The following is a 20,799-nucleotide window of genomic DNA, read 5'->3' as shown; positions in this document are numbered from 1 at the left end:
AGAAACGGAAGCGGAAGGAACCGGAAACCGAAACCGAGAACCGAAACCGAGAACCGAAGACGGAAACGAGACCGAAGCCGGAACCGAGACCGAAGCCGGAACCGAGACCGAAGCCGGGGCCGAAGAGGAAGCGGACGGAAGCGGACGACTGTGGGAGGCTCGTGCCCCATGGGACAGACGTCAGGGGCGGGGCCGGACTTCCGGACGACGGGCGGCCGTGTGCGCGGCAGGCGATCGGTCGACGGCGTGGTGGCGGTCCTCGGTGTCCCCTACGCGGCCCCGCCCTTCGGCCCCCACCGTTTCCGGGGCCCGCGGCCCGCCCCCGGCTGGAGCGGGACGCGTGACGGCACGGACTTCGGGCCCGTCGCCCCGCAGTCGGCGCGGCTGCCCGGCGCGCCGGTGTGGCGTCCCGGCGACGAGGACGTGCTCACCGTCAACGTGTGGGTGCCCGAGGAACGGGAGGGCGGCCCGCTGCCGGTGCTGTTCTGGATCCACGGCGGTGCCTACACCTTCGGCTCCTCCGCCCAGCCCGACTACGACGGCTCCGCGCTCGCCCGGGCCGGGCTGGTCGTGGTCAGCTGCAACTACCGGACCGGCTTCGAGGGGTTCGGCCACGTACCGGGATTCCCCGACAACCGCGGGCTGCTCGACCAGGTGGCCGCTCTGCGCTGGGTGCGGGAGAACATCGCCGCGTTCGGCGGTGACCCCGCCGCCGTCACGGTCGCCGGGCACTCCTCCGGAGCGGGCTCGGTCGCCTGTCTGATGGCCATGGAGCAGGCGCGCGGGTTGTTCCGCGGGGCCATCGCCCACAGCGTGCCCAGCGCCTTCTTCACCCCTGCCGTCGCCGCCGCGCTCACGTCGAGGATCGCGGGCGGGGCCGGTGTCGCCCCGACGGCCGAGGGCCTGCTCTCCGCCTCGCCGGGGCGCCTGGTGGCGGCCTGCGACGAGGTCGCCCGGCAGTGCGCGGACGATCCCGCGACGGCGGTCCAGGCGTACGAGCCGGTGCTCTTCCAGCCCGTCCTCGACGGCGAGGTGCTGCCCGTCGACCCGCTCCGCGCGCTCGCCACCGGCGCCTGCCGCGACGTCGGCCTCCTGGTGTGCCACACCCTGGAGGAGTACTGGTTCCTGCACGAGATCGCGGGCGTGCGGGAGGTCACCACCGAGTCAGGACTCCTGGAGTTCGCCGCGGCTCTCGGCGTCCCCGCCCGGCTGGTCGCCGGATACCGTGCGCTCAGGCCCGGCGCCCCGGTCCTCGACCGGTACCTCGCGCTCTTCGGCGACGCCCGGTTCGGCGAGTACAGCAGCCGGCTCGCCGAGCACCACGCGCGCGCCGGCGGACGGGCGTACCTCTCCCGTTTCGCCCGCAGACGCCGCACGCCGGGCGGCGGGACCCGGCCCTGGCACACCGCCGACGTTCCTTTCGCGTTCGGCAACCTGGACGCGGACGGCGCCGCCTTCCTCATCGGCGCCGTCCCCGACGACGAGGACCGGGCCCTGTCCCGGCGGATGCTGCGCGCATGGGCGGACTTCGCGGCACACGGCGACCCGGGCTGGCCCGCGGTCACCGCCGAGGCCACCCCGGTGCAGGCGTGGGCCGTCCCCGACGACCACCTGACCGATGACGCCGCTTCCGGTGTGCGCGCCCTGTGGCGGGGAGTCCCGTTCGAGCCGTACGAGACCTCGCCCGCCGCGGGACGCTGACGAGACGGCCCGCCGGCACGCGGTGTACGGCCAGGAGTACGCCCGGGGCCCGGTCCGGCGGGCCGGGGCCGGCCGGGTCCCGGCGGCCCGCGCCGGCGGACGGCCGGGTCCGCCTCAGCGCCGGGCCAGCGCCAGCACGCTCAGACCGAACATCAGGACACCCAGGGGGAGATGGACCGACGGGACGTGCGCGATGCCCAGCACCACCTGCACCGAGGCGAGGACGAGGAACCCCGACGCCTGCCACACCGGGCGGGACGAGCCGCCGCCCGGCTTCCACGCCAGTACCGCCGCGAGCACGTACAGCATCGACGCCCCGTACATCACACGGGCCCCGACGCTGTGCAGCGTCTCTCCGTAGGACGCGGTCAGCAGCAGCCCGGCGGAGACCGCCTGGAGGAAGATGGTCAGGGTCTGCAGGGCGACCGCGACCTGCACGAACGAAGAGCCGCGGCGTGCGTCCGTCGTCACCTCAGTGGCCATGTCACAGTCCCCTTTTCCGCCCTCGGGCAGTGGATCGATAAGGTCTCACCAGCCCGACGACGCGGGCCTGCGAAAGGTAAGGCGAGGGGGCGGCCGCAAGCATGGGGACTGTCGGGACCGGTACGGACGGGACAGCCGGCGAGCGCCGTCAACTGATCAACGTCGCCTACCGGTTGCTCGGATCGGTGACCGAGGCCGAGGACGCCGTGCAGGACGCCTACGCACGCTGGTACGGGCTGCCGCCCGGCCGGCAGGCGGAGATCCTGTCACCGGGTGCCTGGCTGACCACCGTGACCGGCCGCATCTGCCTGGACCTGCTCGGCTCGGCGCGGGCCCGCCGTGAACGCTACGTCGGCGCGTGGCTCCCCGAGCCGCTGCCCGAGCGCGGTGAGTGGGCCTGCGCGGGAGGCACCGGCGCCACCGGCCCCGCGGACCCCGCCGACCAGATCGTCCGCGACGAGTCGGTGACCATGGCCTTCCTCGTCGTCCTGGAGTCGATGACGCCCGCCGAGCGGGTGGCGTTCGTCCTGCACGACGTCTTCCGGTACCCGTTCGCCGAGATCGCCGGCGTGCTGGCCCGGTCCCCGGCGGCCTGCAAGCAACTGGCGGCCTCCGCCCGGCGGCGGGTGAGCGCCGCGCGCCCGGTGACGACGCCCGGACAGGCGGATGTGGTGCGGCACGTCAAAGAGGCCTGGGAGACCAAGAACATCGCCGCGCTCATCGGTGCGCTCAATCCGGCTGCCGTGATGACCGCCGACGGCGGCGGCATGGCCGGCGCCGTCCTGCGCCCGGTCGAGGGCGGCGCGCGCATCGCCCAGTACATGGTCGCCATCGCCGAGCGGGCCCCGGGACTCGAACTCCTGGAGCGGTCGGTCAACGGCACGCCGGGGCTGGTGGCCGTGCGGGACGGCACCGTCGTGACCGTGGCCGCGTTCGACGTCGTGGACGGGTGCGTCACGCGGATCTGGGTCGTCCGCAACCCGGAGAAACTGCGGTCGTGGTCGGCGGAAGGGTAGAGGAGCCGGTTCCCCGTCCCGGCCCCGTTCCACCTCGGCCCCCGGCCCCGCCCTCGGCCAGACCCTCGGCCACGCCCCGGGCCCCGGCCCCCTTCCGCGGCTCCGGTTACGTCCCCGCCGCCTCCGCCGCCCCGGCTCCGTCGCGGCCCCCCTCCGCGGCCCCGGCTCCGTCCACGTCCACGTCTTCGAACAGCGCGTGCATCGCGCCGAGGACGCGCAGACAGGCGTCGACGTCCGCCATGCTCAGACCACCGTCCACCCGGCGCAGCAGGGCGTGTTCGCGAGCCCGTACCGCGCCGATCGCCGTGCGGCCCTCGTCGGTCAGCTCGATGAGCGAGGAGCGGCGGTGCGCGGGGTTGGCGACGCTGCGCACCAGGCCGCAGCGCGCCGCGTCGTTCACCATGCGCTGCACGAACTGCCGGCTGAGCGCCTGTGCCCGTCCCATCTGCGGCACCGTCATCGGCCCGCCGGTGCGCAGGAGATCGAGCACCGCGCGCACCCCGACCGACAGCCCGGCGTCCGGCGCTGCCTGTTCCACCTTGCGGTGGACCCGCCGGTAGAGCGGGCCGACCAGGTCGAAGACCTCCGTGAGGCGCTCGGCCAGCTCGTCCGGGGAGGGCGCGGCGGGGGCCGCGGTGCGTTCGTCCGCCATGACTTCATCATGACACCCCGGTTGCCAAGGTGCGCGGGAACTGACACCTTGGTTGTCATGAATGCCGATCTCTCAGCCGTTCCGATCCGTTCGCTGCAGATCGCCGGAGGCCGTCTCGTCTACCGGGAGGCGGGTTCCGGGCCGCCCCTGGTCCTGCTGCACGGCGGTTTCCTCGACCACCGCATGTGGGCGGAGCAGATCCGGACGTTAGCCCCGCGCCACCGGGTCATCGCCTTCGACGCCCGCGGACACGGCGGCTCGGACAACGCGACCGGTCCGTACCGGCCCGTCGACGACGTCGCCGCGCTGCTGCACGCCCTGGACGCCGCCCCGGCCGTGCTCGTCGGCGTCTCGATGGGCGGAGCCACCGCCGTCGACTGCGCGCTGGAACACCCGGACCTGGTCCGCGCGGTCGTCGTCAGCGGCGTCGGCACGAGCGAGCCCGTCTTCGAGGACCCGTGGGCGCTGGACGTCCTCGCCGCCGAGGAGCGGGCGCTGGCCGCCGGCGACGTGGCCGGCTGGGCCGACGCCTTCCAGTGTTTCACCGCCGGCCCGCACCGCGACCTGGCCGATGTCGATGCCGGCGTCCTGAGCAGGGTGCGGGAGATGGCACTGGGCACACTCGGCAAGCACACGGCGGGTGAGCCGGACCACCGGGTGCCGGTCACGGCCACCTGGGAGCGGGCGCCCGGTATCGCCGTGCCCGTGTGCGCGGTCAACGGCGCGCTGGACGCACCGGACCACCTCGCGATGGCCGACCGCCTGGTGGAACTCGTCCCCGACGGACGCGCCACCACCGTGCCGGACGCGGCGCACTACCCGAACATGGAGCACCCGGCCCGCTTCGACGCCGAACTGACCTCTTTCCTGGAGACCGTGTGACCAGCGACCGTCCGTCCGAAGACCGTCCGTCCGAAGACCGCCTGTCCGCCGGTCGCCTGCCCACCGGTCGTACGGCCGCCGACCGTACGACCGGCGACCGTGCGCCTGACGGCGGCCGTACGAACAGTGCCCTCCTCGTGATGGACGTCCAGCGGGCCGTCGTGGACCTCGCCGACGACGGCTCCGGGTACCTGCCGCGCCTGCGCCGGGCCATCGACGCCGCCCGGGCCGCCGGCATCCCCGTGATCTACGTGGTCATCGCCTTGCGTCCGGGCTTCCCGGAGGTCGCCCCTCGCAACAGGGCACTCAGCGCCGTGGCGCGCGCCGGGCTCCACGTCGAGGGAGACCCCGGCACCGCCATCCACCCCGACGTCGCGCCCCTGCCCGGCGAGGTGGTGGTCACGAAGAGGCGGGCGAGCGCGTTCTCGGGCAGCGACCTGGACGTGGTGCTCAGGGCGCGCGGCATCGACAGTCTCGTCCTCACGGGCATCGCCACCAGCGCCGTCGTGCTGCACACCCTGTGCCAGGCCAACGACCTGGACTTCGGCCTCACCGTCCTCGCCGACGCCTGCCTGGACCTCGACGCCGAGGTCCACCGGTTCCTCACCGAGAAGCTGTTCCCGCAGTGGGCGGACGTGGTCAGCGTCGAGGAGTGGGTGGAGGGCGTGACTTCCCGGTAGCGGTTCCCCCACGCGACGGCACCTTCGCGCCCCGTACCAGGACCGCGGCGACGGGAGCGCTGCCCGCAGGGTGACGGATCGCGGACCTGACGTAACGTCAGTTCACTTGCGCAAGTGCGCTTCTGAGGTTCCGCCGAGGGCCCGTTCGGCGAACGGACCGAGGGGGGACTGTCAGTGCGTGGTCCTAGTCTTTCGTCGTCGTCGCAGAGCAGCGGGCCGGCCCGGACCGTCCGGTGCGCTGCGGCGCCTTCCGGACGCGAGGGACGAGAGAGAAGGCAGGGCGACCATGGGCTGGCTGGCGGCGGGCGAGGACTATGAGATCGCCCTTGTCCGGGGGCGGGTGGTGGCGCGGCCCGCGTCCGGGCCGTCCGCGCCGGTGCGGTCGCGGACCCTGCCGGCGGAGTTGCGGGACCGACCGGAGGTGATCGAGCTGCGGCGGCTCGCCGAGTGGCTGGACCGGCACGCCGCCGCCTGCGTGGCACAGGTCGACACCTGGATGGTGTCGTCGCTGCCGGTGCCGGCGATCCTGCTGGCCCAGGTGTGGCCCGACGAGGCATGGAGGGCGGCGCTGCGCGACCTCGTCGTGGCCGGTGAACGCCCCGGCGAAGTCGGTTTCCTGCGGGATGTCCACGCCCCGGGCACCCTGCGGCTGGAGACCGCGGACGGCGCATCCGTCCACCTTTCCGCCCGCACCGTGACCGTGCCGCACCCCGTCCTGCTCCCGGACCTGGAGGCGCTGCGCGCCCGCGCCGCCGAAGCGGGCGCCGTCCAGGGCGTCGAACAGCTCGGACGTGCCGTGTGGCGCAAGCCCGAGGTGCTCGACCCCGGCGCCCGCGCGGTCACGGAGTTCACCGACGCCGAGTACAGCTCCTGGTTCCGCCTGTCCGCCCGCGCCACCGCGCTCGGTTACAAGGTCACGGGGCAGTACGCCACCGACCGCATACGCGAGGAGGGGCGGACCCTCACCGCGTCGGTCGCCATCGGCGATCCGTACACCGAGGAGAAGGCCTGGACCCGCGAACTGACCTGGGGCCTCCGCCCCGGTGACGCGATCCCGGCGGCCGAAGTCGGCCCGGTGGCCTGGTCCGAGGGCATGCGCATGGCCGCCGCCCTGCACGCCGGCGGCCGTACCGCGGCCGCGGCGGGCACACCCTGACCCGCTCGGCGCACAGGGAACACCAGCAACACCGCGACGCGCGCGGGTGCCGACGGCAACGAGGACACCGAACGCGACGCGGCCACCGGAAGCAACGCGCGCACCGCAGGCTGCGCGACGCGGGCAACCCCCGGGATCCAGGCACCACCACACGGAACGCACGGCATGCACGGAAGGCGTGAAGTCATGAACGGCTCGGTCACCGAGGACGGAACCACGGCAGAAGAGGCGGTGGCCGAGGCTGCGACCGAGGAGCTGTTGCGGGCCGGTGCGGTACTGCCGCCCGGGGCCGCCGCCCCCGAGGGCGCCCGTGCCGTGCCGATGCTCACCCAGGCCTACCGGCATCCCGCCCTGGACGACCGGCTCGTCGTACGCCTGGTCGCGGCGGAACCCGGACAGGACCCCGGCGCCGGCTTCCTCGGCCTGGAACCGGAGGGCGAGGCCGTCGAGGTCGGTCTCGGACGGCCCCGGGCACTGGGCTTCCCGGAATGGGTGCTGGTCCACCAGCCCGCGGACGGACATCTGGCCATGTCCGTGGCCGAGGAGATGGACACGATCGCGCGGACCGCCCGCTCCCGGCCGAAGAAGGCACGCGCCGCCTACGAGGCGATCGGTGAACGGCTCGCGGGAGCGGTGCCGCATTTCCTGCCGACCTTCTACGAGCAGGCGGGACGGGTGTTCCTGGCCGCCGACGAGAAGCGGTACGCGTCCCTCATGTTCGTCAACGCCCGCAAGGCCGAGACCGCTTACGCGCTGCCGTTCGACGAGGGGCGCATGGACGCGGTCTTCCTGGAGTTCTCCCTGGCCGGGGCCGTGCCGGCGAACATGCTCTCCAGCTACGCCAAGGGACTGTCCTCCCGGGTCGCACCGGAGACCGCCTTCCGGCACCTGCGCGGGCTGTTCGTCCGGCTCGCGGAGCACGGGCTGGCTCCGTCGAGTCCGGGAGCGGGCGAGCTGCGCCGGCTGGCGAAGGAGGTCGCGGGCAAGGACGCGCTCACCCAGGAGACGGGTCATCTGCGCGAGATGCTGGTGCAGCCCGGCACCGAGAAGGCGCCTCCCGGCTGGTGGAAGGCGCACCGGCGGGCACTGCTGGAACTGACCCGCGAGGAGCCCGCGTTCCGGGGGGTCCTGCTGGGGCTCATGCCCGCCGGATGGGAGAGGGACGAACTGCCGCAGTGGCTCGCCCTGCTGGAGGACACCGGCGCCACCGCCGGTCTGTGCGACACCGCGCTGCCCGCCGAAGTGCGCCCCCCTGACGGGGCGTCCGGGTGGGTCCGCAGGCTGCTGCGACTGGTGGGGGCGCACACGCCGGCCGAGGTGCATCCGCTCATCGACCGCATGGCCGACGCGCTGCGCACCGAGATGCGGACCGATTCGCCCACGGGGCCGCACCGCGTGGCGTCCCCGGAGCCGGGCACCGACCCGCGACCCGACGGGGAGGCGGGTCCGGATGCGGAACCGAATGCTGGACGGAGTGCCGGACCGGACGCTGGACGGAGTGCCGGACCGGACGCGGAACCGGATGCCGGACCAGGTGTCCGGGGCGAACCCCTGCCGGCTGTCCACGACGTGAACCTCCTCGACCAGTTGCTGGCCCTCGGCGTACCGGTGGCGGACCCTGGGCCCAGGCACTCACTCTCCCTGACCCGGTGGGCGGCCGACGAGAACCGGCGCGACCTGCGCGCGCTGGAGGCCGACCGCCGCTTCCGCCCGGCGTTCCGGCGCAGCTGCCCCACCGGGCGGGGGAAGGACGACCTGCGGACCCTCACCGTGCTGGCCGCCTCCCCCGGCGGACGCCCGATGCTCGCCGAATGGGCGGCCGAGGTCGCCCGCCGGTACATCCCCGTGGAACTGGCCGGGTTCTCCGCCTCCTACGCCCGCCCGCTCCAACCGCTCGACTGGCTGCCGGGAGAGACCCTGGCACTCGCCGAGGACGCCGTACGGGAGGCCCTGAGCACCGGTATGGCCCCGGCGCTCGCCCGCAGCCTGCGCTCGGGGATCATCGACGAACTGGGCTGGCCCGCCTGGGAGGAGGCCGTCGCGGCAGCGGGCGAGGGGCAGTGGCCGGGCGGCGTCCACGTCACCGACGCCTGGCCCCATCTCGTCGTCCTGACCGGGACACACGCCCGGGTGATCGATGCGCGGGGCACCGTGCACACGCACGAACTGCGTCTGCCGCCCGAGGTGACGGGCGAGCGTTCGGTCTGGGGACTGGGCGCCGTCGGCTGCCGCTACGTGGACGGCGAGCTGTTCGTGTGGTGGAGCCCGCCGTGGCCGGCCGACAAGCAGGGCTACTGGGAGCGCAGCGCCCCGGTCCCGTTCCCGGCCGACCCTGCCGCCGTCCGCTGCGACTCCATGCGGGAGTACGGCCGCCACATGCCCTCCGTCGCCCTGCCGCTGCCCGGCGGCGGCCTGACCACCGGTACGGGGGTGCTGCGCCCGGGGGACACCGCCGTACCGGAGCAACTGCCGGTGATCAGCGACGGGACGTCCTACTGGGTGCGGGACGACGGCTGGTACGCGTACGACCCGCTCACCGGCACCTGCGGCGCACCGGCCATGCCCGAGTGGTTCGCGCGGGGTCTGCGCGACGCCCCGCCGGGAAGCGTCCTCGCGAGGAACAGCCGCCTGCTGCCCGCCCCTTCGGCCGCGCCCGGCCCGCTGTGTGCCCCGGTCGACGGGCTGGTCGGCTGGCGGGTGGTGGAGCTGCCGGACGGCTCCCTGCGGGGTGAGGACCTGGCCGGACGCTCGGTCGTCGTGCGGCAGACGCCACCTCACCGGATCACCCGGGAGCTGTGGCACGCGCTCCAGTTCCCCGGCACCGACCGGCCGGTGGCGGTGGTCCAGGACGGCGCCCCCGTCAGCCTGTACGACGCCGACGGCACGCTGATGGCCCAGTTCCCGGAGCAGACCCCCTCGGCAGCGGCACAGGGCCGCAGGGCGGGATTCGCCGCAGGCAGCGCGCTGCTGCCGCCCCTGCGCTACTGGCACCTGCTCCAGCCGCGCGACCCGCGGGGTTCCGCGGCGCTGCGCGGGATCGACGAGGACACCGCGGCGGCGCTCCTGGCAGCCGCCGTGGCGGAGCCACCCGAGGACGACGCCCCCGCCGGCGCCGCCCCCGGGACGGGAGGCGGCCCGGCCCCGCAGCAGGCGGGAGCGGCCGGCCGGGACCGGCTGCCCGGGCTGATCCGCACGCTGCTGCCGCAGGTCACCCGTGAGGCACTGCGCGCGGGCATCGCGGGCGTGGTACGGCTCGCCGCCACCCACCAGCGCACCATCGACGCGGCGCGCACCCGGCTCGATGCGGCGGCCGCCCGGCTCGGCCCGGCGGGCGGCCGCGCCGGGGGAGGGGAGGACACGGACGAGGACCGGACGGCGCCGGACGAGCGCCCGGGGGAGAACCCCCGGAACGAGCAGCCGACCGGTCCGGGCCCGGCCACCGGCCGCGGCTCGCACCGCGCCCCCGCCCCCGGCACCGGCTCGGACCGCGCCCTCGACGCCGGCTCGGACCGGCTCCTCGGCTCGGACGCCGACCGAGCGCCCGGCACCCATGCCGCTCCCGTCCCCATGTCCATCCCCGGCGCCGATGCCGCCCCCGTCCCCACGTCCACCCCCGGCACCGATGCCGCCCCCGCCCCCACGTCCGCCCCCCTCACCCATGCCGCCCCCGCTGTCCGAGAAGTTCCCGGCGACGCGACGCTCGCGGCCGTGCTGGACGGCCTCGGCCTGCTGGGCACCTTCATGGGCCGCAGCGTCTACTACGACCACTGCCACCACCTGGTGGACGCGCTGCGGCTGATCGGCCGCTCGTTGCGCGGCCGCACCGAGCCGGTCCCGGCCGGCCACGTGCACGTCACCATGGCCCGGACGGAGCCGCTGGACCGCCTGAACTGGTGGGGGCTGTCCACCCTGCCCGCCACCGTGGCGCTCCGAGCCGCTTCGGCGGCCACCGCGGACGACGACCGGAAGGTCCTCGACTGCTTCCTCGCGGAACTGGACGACCAGAACCTGTCGGCACCCGGGCCCGGCCACTGGCGCCGCGCCCGGCTGCGCCTGGCCGACCACCTGTTCGAAGGTCCCGACGCCCTGCCGCCGGTCCCGTCCTCGGCCTCCGTACTGGACCTGGGAGGCGGCGAGTTCCTTCTCTTCCCCGGCCGGTGGTACAGCTTCCCCGACCGGCCGCCCCTGCCCGCGACGGAGGGCCGCGAGTTCGACGTCATCCACCACGACCCGGAAGGCCGGTTCCGGGTGCCCGCTCCCTACACCCTGGTACACGCCGAGCCGTTCACCGCCGGGCCGGTGCGTGCGCCCGGCTGGCTCGCGGCCCTCCGGGCCGACCTGGCCGGACGCGGCCCCGCACCGTGGCACCCGGGGGCCGCCGAGGAGTTCGCCCGCCTCACCGGGGTCACCCCCACCATGGCCCGCCTGGTCGTCGCCGGCCTGCCCATGATCGACGACGAGCGCGTGCCCGTCCCCGCCGGGACGCTGAAGAGTATCGGCGTGAAGGCGGCCGACGCGCAGATCGCCAAGGACATCCTCAGAACCGTCGACGGCGACACGCGCCGGGCCGTCGTGGCGGCGCTGCTGCCCGCCGAACCCGCCCGGCTGTGGACGGACGGCCCCGACGCGAGCGCCGCGGCCAGGGTGTGGAACGAGCGGGTGGGCCGGCGCACCCCCCTCGACGAGGACGTCCTGCACGACGCGGTCCGCACTGTTTCCCCGTCGTGGTGGGATCCGTACGAGGCGCTGCACGCCTTCCTGCACGCCGACGGCGAACCGAAGCTCACCCGCGACCTGGAATGGCGCATGACCGGCTACGGCGCTCCGTCCGCCGAGGGCCGCGGCTTCGGCTCCGCCGAGCTGAAGGGCGCGGTGGCCCTGGCCGCCTGGCTCGCCCACCGTCTCCCGTCCGGCGACCCGCTCCGCGCCACCCTCCCGCGGGTCCTGGCCGCCGTACGCGAGCGACTGGCCCATCCGGGCCTGCTGATCCGCATGGACAGGTGGAACGGTCTCGACGAGTTCCGCCGGATCCTCGGTGAGCCCACGGAGACCGGCGAGGACTTCGAGCGCTACGGCGCGGTCGTGCTCAGCACCCGCATCCTCGGCACCGGGAGCCAGGCGGTCCATCCGGCCATCCGTCCGGTACTGCTGGACGAGACCGGCAGCGACCCGCGTCTGCCGCTGCTGTTCCCCGGGGAGGGCCCGACCGCCGAGGAGACGGCGCTCCGCGTGGTCCACGACGAGCGGTTCGCGAAGCTGCTCGCCGACCCCGGAGCACCGGCGGCGGGCGGGCCCGGCGAGGGGGGCACGTGGTGGCCGCAGAACCCGGCCCTGTCCGTGCCCGGCCTGGTCGCCGACGCGGCAGGGCGGTACGGCATCGGCGAGGACGCCGCCGTCCTCTACCTGATGCTGGTCGCCCTGCCGGACCCGACCGACCGCAACACCGCCCGCTGGACCGGCTGGTCGCAGCAGCGCGGCGGGACGGCCCGGCTGCGCGCGGCCCGCGCCGAACTCGCCGCGACCGCTCTCGTGGTGCGGGGCACCCGCACCCGAGCGGGACGTTCCCTGTTCCTGCCCGGCGGCTGGCTGGCCCTCGCCGCACCGCACACACCGCTGGAGCGGTGGAAGCTGCCGCTGTACGACCTGCTCCACGGCGAGAAGCCCGCCCTGGGTGTCGTCGTCCCCACCCGGCCCGTCGCCGATCTCTACCGCCAGGCCTGGCAGCGGGTCCTGGACGGGGACGAACCCCGCCTGGACGAGATCGACGTACCGCGCCCGCGCGACCGCCGAAGGCGCCCCTGACCGCGCCCTGCGCTGTGAGCACCGCGCGGGAGGCGGCCGGACTCGGGCCTCCGGACGGGCCTCCGGACGGGCCGCCGGCCCCCATGGGCGCCCGGCCCGCGTCGCCCGGTCCGTGCGGATCGCCGCATCGCGGGAGGGCCCCCGTCGCCCCCGGTGGTGTGATGCTTTTGCGAAGGCCGCCCCCCCGCCGCTCCGGGGCCCGGCCGCCGGTGCGTTCCCGTTCCGTATGGTGGTCCGTGAACCGCTGGACGACCGAGGGGGGCACGTGCCGCTGCACAAGGAGGACCCGCGATCCGTCGGCGGCTACAAGCTGGTCGACCGGATCGGGGCCGGCGGCATGGGCATGGTCTACCGGGCCAGGGCGCGTTCCGGGCGCGAGGTGGCCGTCAAGGTGGTGCACGCGCAGTACGCGCAGGACTCCGTCTTCCGGACCCGCTTCCGGCACGAGATCGAGGCCGCCCGCCGGGTCAGCGGCGCCTTCACCGCGGCCGTGGTGGACGCCGACCCGGAGGCCGCGTCGCCCTGGATGGCCACCCAGTACGTGCCCGGCCCCTCGCTCGCCGCCCGGATCCGCGACGGGGGCCCGCTCCGCGTGAGCGAACTGCGGCCCCTGGCCCTGGGCCTGGTGGAGGCGCTGCGCGACATCCACCGGGCCGGGGTGGTGCACCGCGACCTGAAACCGGCCAACGTGCTGATGGCTCCGGACGGTCCCCGCGTCATCGACTTCGGCATCTCCCGCGCCGCGAGCCACCACACCCTCACGGAGACCGGGCAGGTGATCGGCACCCCGCCCTTCATGTCCCCGGAACAGTTCACGGACGCGCGGACCGTCGGCCCCGCCTCGGACGTCTTCTCGCTCGGCGCGCTGCTCGTGTACTGCGTCACCGGGCGCGGCCCCTTCGACGCCGACAGCCCCTACCTGACCGGTTACCGGGTGGTCCACAACCAGCCCGCACTGGACGGGGTGACGGGGGCTGTGCGCGCGGTGCTGGAGCGCTGCCTGGCCAAGGAACCGGCCGACCGGCCGGAAACCGGCGAACTCGCGCGCGAGTTCGCCCGCATCCTGCCGGAGCCGTCGCCGGGCGAACCGGAGACGATGACGCTGCGGCTGCCCGCCGAGCGGCCCACCGGCGCGTCCCCGGCCGGTCCCGGCGGCTCCCTTTTCGCGCGGGCGGGCGGCTCCGGTACCGCGCGGACCGGCCCAACGGCGTCCGCCCCCGCAGGCGGTCCCTCCCTCGCCGACACGACGGCCGTCACCCGCCGCCCCCGCCGGCGGCCGCGGCTGCTGCCGGCCGTGGCCGTGACCGGCGCGCTCGCCGCGGCCACGGCCGGCTACCTCCTGCTGGGCCCGCGCGGCGGTGACGAGGCGGCACAGACGGCCTCCGTGGCCGCCAGCCGCTGGGGCACGCTCCCCACCGGCTGGAAACCGTGGCAGACGACCGCGTCCGCCCCCGCCGCCAAGGGCGTGAAGAAGGCACCGGGGTACGAGGGGAACAGGTCCCCGGCCTGCGTACCGGACGCCGACGCCCTCTACTGCGCCGGCAGCGCACTCCTGCCCGAACGGATCGACGCCACCACGGGACGCACCCTGTGGCGTTCCGGCATCGCACCGGCCGGGCTCCCGGCCGACCGCTACGTCACCACCGTCCTCGGCGCCCACGAGGGCGTGGTGCTCGTCGAACTGACGGTCACCGGCGAGGACGGCAAGGGACAGGCACAGTCCCTCCTCGCACTCGACGCCGTCAGCGGCACGAGGGTCTGGTCGCACCCGGTGCGCACCGACAGTCTGGGCTCGGTCTACGCCGCGGGTGTGACGCTGACCCAGGAGGGCGACGGCCGCACGCTGACCGTCCGCTCGGCGCGCGAGGGCGCCGTACGCGGCAGGATCCCCGTGCCCGCCGGGTACGACTGCCTGCTGCTCGCGGTCGACGACCGTCCCTACGCGGAGTGCGCCGCCCGGGCGGAGGGCGTGCACGACACGGAGTTCCTCGTCGTCGACCCCGCCGACGGCTCGGCGCGCACCCTGACCTCCCCCGCCCAGCCCAGGAGCTTCGTCGGGGCCGGGGACGGAAAGCTGGTCTTCGTGGAGGCGGACGACCGGCCCGTGACCAACAGCCCCGACCAGATCTACACCCGGATCGTGCGCGTCGACCCGCGCACCGGCGCCCGCACGCCGACGCCGCTGCCCCAGCGGTACCGGGGAGGGACCCCGGCCCTGGCCCACGGCACCCTCTACTTCGTCACCTCCAGCGGCCTGGTCACCGCCGTCTCGCCGGTGACCGGGGCCAGGCTGTGGCAGACCCACACGAGCCTGGAGACACCGGGTCCGGCCTCGGTCGACCCGAGCGGGCGCACCGTGTACCTGGCGGGCGGGAGCGGCCGGGTGGCCGCCCTCGACACGGCCCGCGGCACCCTGCTGTGGGAGTCGTCCGCGCGCGCGGAGGTGCTGGACAACGGGCTCCTGCCGACCGTGTGGTTCAACCAGGGCGCCCTGGTGCTGGCGGCCTCCGACGGCACCCTCTTCACGCTCGACCCGGCCCACCCGAGGCGGAAACCCGCCCCGGCCTGACCCGCCGGCCGCCCCCGCTCCCGGCAGGCCCACGAGCGCCCCGCTCCCGACGCCCCTGCCGCCTGCGCGAGGCGAAGCGTGGCCGTCCAGGCGGCTGGAGACGGGAACGCCGGGCACCCGGAGCGGATGGGTGTCCTTCTCGCGCCGGCTCCCGCGGTCTGCTACGGCTTCGTCGACTTCGCCGGCGGACTGCTCTCCCGCCGGGTCCACTTCGCCGTGGTCACCTTCCTCGGACAGGGCGGAGGCCTGCTGCTCGCGCTCGCTGCCGCTCTTCTCGCACCCGCCGAAGCGGTCCGGCCGTCCGACCTGCTGTGGGGTGCGCTCTCCGGGGCCGGGAGCGCCACGGCGATGCACTTCCTGGCGACAGGACTGGTGAGTTCGGCCGCCGCCGTCGTCCTGCTCAGCCTGGGGTGAACGCCGGATCCGCCGGCGGTGTCCCGGTTCCGCCGGGATGCCGCCGGGGACGAGGACGACCGCGCCCGCCCCCCCGGCCGCCCCGCCTCCTCATCTACTCGCGTACGCCCGCCAGTTCCACCGTCCCGCGGCGCAGGAACAGGCCGGCCGCCGTGACCGCCGGGACCACCGCCAGTACCGCGCAGGCGCCCAGGACCGCCGCGAGCGCCGCCCACGGGATCCCGACGGACGTGCGCACCGAGAGCAGGGCGAGCGCGGCCCACATGCCCGCCAGGCCGAGTCCGGCGGTCAGCGCTCCCAGGACACCGCCGACCAGGACCACCAACAGTGCCTCGGCGCCCACCAGTCGCAGCACCTGCCCCCTGGTGGCACCGGCCAGCCGCAGCACGGCCAGCTCGCGCACCCGGTCGGAGGTCGCCATGACCATGGTGCCCGCCAGCGAGAAACCCGTGTACAGCAGGGCGATCCCCAGGACCAGGAAGAGGCCCGCCCGGGTCGTCCGGTCGGCCGGGGGAGTGGCCGCCCGCACCCAGGCGGCCCTGGTGAGGACCTTCCCGCCCGACGCCCCCACCGCCTGACGCAGCCCGGCGGCCACCGCGGCCCTGGCCGCCGGGCCGGCACCGTCCGGGAGGCGTACGTCGACCCGGTCGACGGGTGCCGCGGCCGCGTTGCGCGGGGTGACGTAGACGCCGTTGCCGCCGGTGCCGGTGGTCATGACCGCGGCGATCCGCAGGGATCTCCTCGTGCCGTCGCCGAGCCACACGTCCACCCGCTCGCCCACGGTGTGCTTCTCCCACTCCTCGTTGACGATGATCGAGTCGTCGTCCAGATCGCTCACCTTCCCCGCGGCCAGCGGCAGACGGGCCGTGGCCGCGAGCGCTCCCGGCTCGACGGCCCGGGCACCGGACCTGATGAGCGCCACGCCGTCCTCCAGGACGTACACGGCGCCGGACGAGCCGGCCGACACCGCGGCGCCCCGGCCGGATGCGGCCCTCAGCCGCCGCAGCGCCGCCTCGTCGAACCCGGCACCCTCCGCCGCGGTGACGACGAAGTCGGCGGCCGTCCGCGCGCGCACCTCGGCGGCCTTCGCCCGGTCGAGGGTCGCGGTGGCGCCCAGCAGCGAGCCCGCCAGCGCGACCGTGACCAGCACCGGCGCCGCGACGGCGGCGGTGCGGCGCACGCCGGCGGCGGCGTTCTCCCGCACCAGCATCCCGGTGGCGCCCGGCAGCCGGGCCGGCAGCCAGGCGACCAGCCGGGCCGCCGGCCGCACCAGCACCGGCGCGAGCAGCGCGACCGCCGTGATCAGCAGCATCGGCCGGCTCACGTACGTCTTGCGGTGCAGCAGATCCCCCGGGTCCGTCACCAGAGCCGAGGTCAGCGTCACCACGGCGGCGGCCAGCAGTGCCGCGCCGGACACCCGGCGGCCCCACGTCATCACCCGGCTGTCCACCGACGCCTCGCGCAGCGCCTCGGCGGGGCCGGTGCGCCCCGCCCGCCAGGACGCGGCGAGCACCCCGCACAGGGCCACCGACAGGCCCGTCCAGAACGCCAGCCGGTACGGCCAGGCGAAGTCGCCGATGGTGAACCAGTGCGGCGCCAGACCCCGGCCGACCGCCAGGCGGGCGAGCCGGGGAGCCCCGTAGGAACCGAGCGCACAGCCGGTGGCCGAGGCGAGCACCCCCACGCCGAGGGCCTCGCAGACGACCATCCGGCGGATCTGACCGGCCGTCATCCCGGCGGTGCGCAGCAGCCCGAACTCACGGCGGCGCTGCGCCACCGTGAACGCGAATGTCGCGGCAACCACGAACACCGACACGAACCCGCTGACCCCGCCGGCCGTGCCGAACAGGGCGCGCAGCGCGGTCAGCGCCTCACCGTCCCGGTCGGGGCCGGCGTCGGCGTACCGGCGCGCGTCGCCGGTGAGGACCCGGACGCCCGCGCTGCCGCGCACCGCCGCCCGCACGGCCGCCGCGTCCGCGTCGACCACGAGCTGGACGCTGCGCGGCGAGAGCCGGGCCGCGCGGGCATCGGTGTAGAACACGGCGTCCTCGAAGCCGAGCCGGGCCACGGTGCCGACGACCCGCACCGGGCCGCCGCCGGTTCGCACCCGCGTGCCCGGCCGGGCCCAGCCGCCGCTGACGACGACCTCGTCGGCGGCCTCGGGCGCGCGTCCCGCCTCGAGCCGGTACGGCGCGAAGGCGGCGGTCGACCAGGGGTGGCCGACCAGCCCGGCGGCCCCGCCCTCGGCCCGCACGGGGAACGACCGGTCCTCGACGACGGTCCCGAGGGCGCGCAGCCTCGCGACCGTGCCGGCGGGCACCGGCCGAGGCCGGGCGAGCTTCTGCGTGCGGACGCCGGCCGGGGTGGTCACCTCGAGGGTGTCCTGGCCCTTGACGACGACCGGCGCGACGGCGAACCGTTCCGGCCGCCGCTCGGGCGCGTCCCGGGACGAGGCCAGCGCCAGCCCCATGACGGCGATCAGCGCCACGCCCAGGGCGAGGGCGGCGAAACCGCCGGCGAAGGAGACCCAGCGGGTGCGCAGGGTGCGCAGCGCGAGGATCAGCACGGCGCCGCCTCCAGCCTGGTCATGTACGCCGCGATGTCGGCGGCGCCGGCGCCGGTCAGCTCGCCGTCGACACGGCCGTCGACGAGGAGGACGACCCGGTCGGCCCAGGCGGCGGCGACGGGGTCGTGGGTGACCATGACGACCGTACGGCCGTCCCGGTCGGCCATGCCGCGCAGCAGCCCGAGCACGTCACGGCCGGTCTTCGAGTCGAGCGCGCCGGTCGGCTCGTCGCCGAACAGCACCTCGGGGCGGGTGATCAGGGCGCGGGCCAGGGCGACCCGCTGCTGCTGGCCGCCGGACAACTGCGCCGGCCGGTGCCGCACCCGGTCGCCGAGTCCGACCCGCTGGAGCGCCTCGCGCACCTCGGACTTCTTCGGGCGCCGGCCGGCCAGCCGCAGCGGCAGCGCGACGTTCTGCTCGGCGGTCAGCGCGGACAGCAGGTTGAACGCCTGGAAGACGAAGCCGACGCGCTCGCGCCGCAGCCGGGTCAGCGCGGCCTCGCCCAGCCCGGTCAGCTCCGTGCCGCCCAGGGTGACCGAGCCGGACGTGGGCCGGTCGAGGCCGGCGGCGCACTGCAGCAGGGTCGACTTGCCGGACCCGGACGGGCCCATCACAGCGGTGAACGTCCCCCTCGGGAAGGCGAGGGACACCTCGTCGAGAGCGGTGACGGCCGCGCCGCCCGTTCCGTACCGCCGGGACACGGCACGCAGCCGGATCGCGTCGTCGCTCATGTGGTCCCCCATCGGCGCCCTCTCCTCGGTTCGTCGGTGCCTCCAACGAGACCGCGGACGCCCCCGGGAGCGCAGTACGGCGGGAACGAGACCTGGGGTAGGGCCAGGCATACCCCCGGTACGGGCGCGGGACCGATGGCGTGCGGCCGGGGCCGGCCCGTACGGTCCTGCCCATGCACCCTCGCACTGTGTGGCAGGCCATGTCCCGGCCGCGTTTCCTGCTCTCGGCCTGGCTCTGGCGCTCGGCCGCGTACCTGCTCACCGGTGTGGCGACCGGCGCGGCCACGCTGGTGGGGGTGGTGACGGCGGCGGTGCTGTGCGGTGCGGCGGCCGTCGCCGTGGTGGGGCTGCCCCTGCTCGCCGTGGCCGCCCTCGGCGGGATCCCGGTGGCCGGGGTGGAACGGCACAGGCTGCGCCTGATCGACCGCGCCCCGGCGCCCGGCGGGCATCAGGTGCCGGCCGCGCCCGGACTGCGGGCCTGGCTGACCACCCGGCTGCGGGAGCAGGCGACCTGGCGGGAGTTCGGATACGCGCTGCTGTTCGCGGTGCTGCTGTGGCCGGTCGACGCCCTGGCCGTCACCCTGGCCCTGCTCTGCCCGCTGTCCCTGCTCGCCACCCCGCTGCTGCTGGCCCTGGCCGACGACGGCCGGGGCGTGAAGGTGCTCAAGCAGTGGACGGTCACCACCTGGCCGGGCGCCTGGGGCGTCGCCGTCCTCGGCCTGCTCCTGCTGGGCCCGGGAGCCTACGCGCTCGGCGTCACGGCGGGCGCCCGCGCCGGGCTGACCCGGCTGCTGATCACCCCCCGCGAGCGGGAACTCGGCGCCGCGGTGGTCGAACTGGCCCGCTCCCGGGCCCGGTTGGTGGACGCCTTCGAGGCGGAGCGGCGCCGTATCGAGCGTGACCTGCACGACGGTGCCCAGCAGCGGCTGGTGGCCCTCACGATGACCCTCGGACTGGCCCGCCTCGACGCCCCGCCCGGTGCGCTCGCCGACCAGCTCGCCCGGGCCCACGAGGAGGCGGGCAAGGCGCTCGCGGAACTGCGCGAGCTGATCCACGGCATCCACCCGAAGGTGCTCACGGACTACGGTCTCCAGGCCGCGGTCGCCGACGCGGCCGACCGCTGTTCCGTCCCCGTCGACCTCGACCTGGAACTGCCCGGCCGCCCGGGCCAGGCGGTCGAGGCCGCCGCGTACTTCGTCGTCTGCGAGGCACTGGCCAACGTCGCCCGGCACAGCGGCGCCGGGCGGGTGCGGGTGAGCGGCGGTCACCGCGACGGACGGCTGTTCCTGGAGGTGTGCGACGACGGCCGCGGCGGTGCGGACCCCTCGGCGGGCAGCGGCCTCACCGGTCTCGCCGACCGCGTGTCGGTCCTGGATGGCAGACTTGCCCTGACCAGTCCGCCGGGTGGACCGACCCTGTTGCGTGTGGAGATCCCTTGCGAGTTGACCGGAGCGGCCGACCGCTGCGCGTAGTGCTGGCCGAGGACAGCGTGCTGCTGCGGGAGGGACTGACCGGCCTGCTCGGCCGCTGCGGCCACCAGGTGGTGGCGGCCGTCGGTGACGCGCCCGCGCTGATCGCCGCCGTCGAGGAGCACACCCCCGACGTCGTGGTCACGGACGTACGCATGCCGCCCGGTTTCCAGGACGAGGGCCTGCACGCGGCGGTGCGGCTGCGCGAACGGCGCCCCGCCCTGCCGGTCCTGGTCCTCAGCCAGTACGTGCAGCGGACCTACGCCGCCGAACTCCTCGACTCCGGCGACGGATCGGGCGTCGGCTACCTCCTCAAGGACCGGGTCGGCCAGGTCGAGGAGTTCGTACGGGCGCTGCAGGAGGTGGCCGACGGCGGGACGGTGGTCGACCCCGAGGTGGTGCGCCAGCTGCTGCGCCGCCGCCGCGACCCGCTGGAGCAGCTCACCCCGCGCGAACGCGAGGTCCTGGCACTGATCGCCGAAGGCCGGTCCAACGGTGCCATCGCCCGGGAACTGGTGGTCTCCGAAGCCGCGGTCGGCAAGCACATCGGCAGCATCCTCGCCAAGCTCGACCTGCCCCCGGGTGACGGGACCCACCGCAGGGTCCTGGCCGTCCTCACCTACCTGCGGGCCTGACCCCGGCCCCGCGCACCGGACCGCCCGCCTGCGAACCGCCCTG

The 20,799-nt window shown here is 75.5% G+C and carries 14 protein-coding genes; 10 read left to right on the top strand and 4 right to left on the bottom strand.

All coding sequences use genetic code 11. The annotated features are described in order from the left end of the window. Window positions 1-168 precede the first annotated feature (168 nt). Window positions 169-1,701 (top strand): carboxylesterase family protein, encoded by a 1,533-nt coding sequence (locus ABZ719_RS00780; protein ID WP_366723089.1) that lies wholly within the window; start codon window positions 169-171, stop codon window positions 1,699-1,701. Window positions 1,702-1,815: 114 nt separating this feature from the next. Here ABZ719_RS00780 and ABZ719_RS00775 read toward each other — a convergent pair whose 3' ends face one another. Further along, the gene (locus ABZ719_RS00775; RefSeq protein WP_366723088.1) at window positions 1,816-2,184 is read right to left on the bottom strand and encodes a hypothetical protein; all 369 of its coding nucleotides are present in this window, start codon (window positions 2,182-2,184) and stop codon (window positions 1,816-1,818) included. Between the two features lie 101 nt (window positions 2,185-2,285). Between ABZ719_RS00775 and sigJ the strand changes: the two genes are divergently transcribed. Then, complete coding sequence (gene sigJ / locus ABZ719_RS00770) at window positions 2,286-3,200, top strand: RNA polymerase sigma factor SigJ (protein ID WP_366723087.1); 915 nt, start codon at window positions 2,286-2,288, stop codon at window positions 3,198-3,200. 106 nt (window positions 3,201-3,306) lie between these two features. On the opposite strand, the gene ABZ719_RS00765 is transcribed toward sigJ, so the two are convergent. After that, window positions 3,307-3,852, bottom strand: coding sequence for a MarR family transcriptional regulator (locus ABZ719_RS00765; RefSeq protein WP_366723086.1), 546 nt, complete (start codon window positions 3,850-3,852; stop codon window positions 3,307-3,309). Between the two features lie 57 nt (window positions 3,853-3,909). Between ABZ719_RS00765 and ABZ719_RS00760 the strand changes: the two genes are divergently transcribed. The 6 genes from ABZ719_RS00760 to ABZ719_RS00735 all read left to right on the top strand — a co-directional run bounded on the left by ABZ719_RS00760 (window position 3,910) and on the right by ABZ719_RS00735 (window position 15,355). Continuing rightward, on the top strand, window positions 3,910-4,734 hold the full coding sequence (locus tag ABZ719_RS00760; RefSeq protein WP_366723085.1) for an alpha/beta hydrolase: 825 nt from the start codon (window positions 3,910-3,912) through the stop codon (window positions 4,732-4,734). A gap of 137 nt (window positions 4,735-4,871) precedes the next feature. Then, complete coding sequence (locus ABZ719_RS00755; protein WP_366723236.1) at window positions 4,872-5,414, top strand: cysteine hydrolase; 543 nt, start codon at window positions 4,872-4,874, stop codon at window positions 5,412-5,414. A gap of 286 nt (window positions 5,415-5,700) precedes the next feature. Further along, window positions 5,701-6,570 carry a DUF4132 domain-containing protein gene (locus ABZ719_RS00750; protein ID WP_366723084.1) on the top strand — a complete coding sequence of 290 codons (870 nt, stop codon included), beginning with the start codon at window positions 5,701-5,703 and terminating at the stop codon, window positions 6,568-6,570. Between the two features lie 186 nt (window positions 6,571-6,756). Beyond that, window positions 6,757-12,372 carry a DNA-binding protein gene (locus ABZ719_RS00745; protein ID WP_366723083.1) on the top strand — a complete coding sequence of 1,872 codons (5,616 nt, stop codon included), beginning with the start codon at window positions 6,757-6,759 and terminating at the stop codon, window positions 12,370-12,372. 265 nt (window positions 12,373-12,637) lie between these two features. Then, a complete protein-coding gene (locus tag ABZ719_RS00740; RefSeq protein WP_366723082.1) occupies window positions 12,638-14,941 on the top strand; it encodes a protein kinase in 2,304 nt (767 codons plus the stop codon). Between the two features lie 126 nt (window positions 14,942-15,067). Continuing rightward, window positions 15,068-15,355, top strand: a complete 288-nt coding sequence (locus ABZ719_RS00735) for a hypothetical protein (protein WP_366723081.1) — start codon at window positions 15,068-15,070, stop codon at window positions 15,353-15,355. 94 nt (window positions 15,356-15,449) lie between these two features. Here ABZ719_RS00735 and ABZ719_RS00730 read toward each other — a convergent pair whose 3' ends face one another. Together ABZ719_RS00730 and ABZ719_RS00725 are read right to left on the bottom strand one after the other, a co-directional pair. Continuing rightward, entirely contained in the window at window positions 15,450-17,921 is a 2,472-nt protein-coding gene (locus tag ABZ719_RS00730) for an FtsX-like permease family protein (RefSeq protein WP_366723080.1), read from the bottom strand. Continuing rightward, window positions 17,915-18,664: an ABC transporter ATP-binding protein gene (locus ABZ719_RS00725; RefSeq protein WP_366723079.1), complete on the bottom strand. Its 750-nt coding sequence runs from the start codon at window positions 18,662-18,664 to the stop codon at window positions 17,915-17,917. Before ABZ719_RS00725 ends, ABZ719_RS00730 begins: the two co-directional genes overlap by 7 nt. A gap of 188 nt (window positions 18,665-18,852) precedes the next feature. On the opposite strand from ABZ719_RS00725, the gene ABZ719_RS00720 reads away from it, so the two are divergent. Next, on the top strand, window positions 18,853-20,124 hold the full coding sequence (locus ABZ719_RS00720) for a sensor domain-containing protein (protein WP_366723235.1): 1,272 nt from the start codon (window positions 18,853-18,855) through the stop codon (window positions 20,122-20,124). Further along, window positions 20,088-20,756, top strand: a complete 669-nt coding sequence (locus tag ABZ719_RS00715) for a response regulator transcription factor (protein ID WP_366723078.1) — start codon at window positions 20,088-20,090, stop codon at window positions 20,754-20,756. The genes ABZ719_RS00720 and ABZ719_RS00715 overlap by 37 nt, the downstream gene beginning before the upstream one ends. Window positions 20,757-20,799: the final 43 nt, after the last annotated feature.

It is taken from the genome of Streptomyces sp. NPDC006743 (genome assembly GCF_040703815.1).
Classification (GTDB): domain Bacteria; phylum Actinomycetota; class Actinomycetes; order Streptomycetales; family Streptomycetaceae; genus Streptomyces.
The sequence above is the reverse complement of the archived record's forward strand: the minus strand, read 5'-3'. Positions and strand labels throughout refer to the sequence as shown.

What these genes read in the sequence shown, in the direction of transcription:
- ABZ719_RS00780 (WP_366723089.1), top strand. Translation starts at nt 169, where the DNA reads ATGGGACAGACGTCAGGGGCGGGGCCGGACTTCCGGACGACGGGCGGC.
- ABZ719_RS00775 (WP_366723088.1), bottom strand. Translation starts at nt 2,184, where the DNA reads ATGGCCACTGAGGTGACGACGGACGCACGCCGCGGCTCTTCGTTCGTG.
- sigJ (WP_366723087.1), top strand. Translation starts at nt 2,286, where the DNA reads ATGGGGACTGTCGGGACCGGTACGGACGGGACAGCCGGCGAGCGCCGT.
- ABZ719_RS00765 (WP_366723086.1), bottom strand. Translation starts at nt 3,852, where the DNA reads ATGGCGGACGAACGCACCGCGGCCCCCGCCGCGCCCTCCCCGGACGAG.
- ABZ719_RS00760 (WP_366723085.1), top strand. Translation starts at nt 3,910, where the DNA reads ATGAATGCCGATCTCTCAGCCGTTCCGATCCGTTCGCTGCAGATCGCC.
- ABZ719_RS00750 (WP_366723084.1), top strand. Translation starts at nt 5,701, where the DNA reads ATGGGCTGGCTGGCGGCGGGCGAGGACTATGAGATCGCCCTTGTCCGG.
- ABZ719_RS00745 (WP_366723083.1), top strand. Translation starts at nt 6,757, where the DNA reads ATGAACGGCTCGGTCACCGAGGACGGAACCACGGCAGAAGAGGCGGTG.
- ABZ719_RS00735 (WP_366723081.1), top strand. Translation starts at nt 15,068, where the DNA reads ATGGGTGTCCTTCTCGCGCCGGCTCCCGCGGTCTGCTACGGCTTCGTC.
- ABZ719_RS00725 (WP_366723079.1), bottom strand. Translation starts at nt 18,664, where the DNA reads ATGGGGGACCACATGAGCGACGACGCGATCCGGCTGCGTGCCGTGTCC.
- ABZ719_RS00720 (WP_366723235.1), top strand. Translation starts at nt 18,853, where the DNA reads ATGTCCCGGCCGCGTTTCCTGCTCTCGGCCTGGCTCTGGCGCTCGGCC.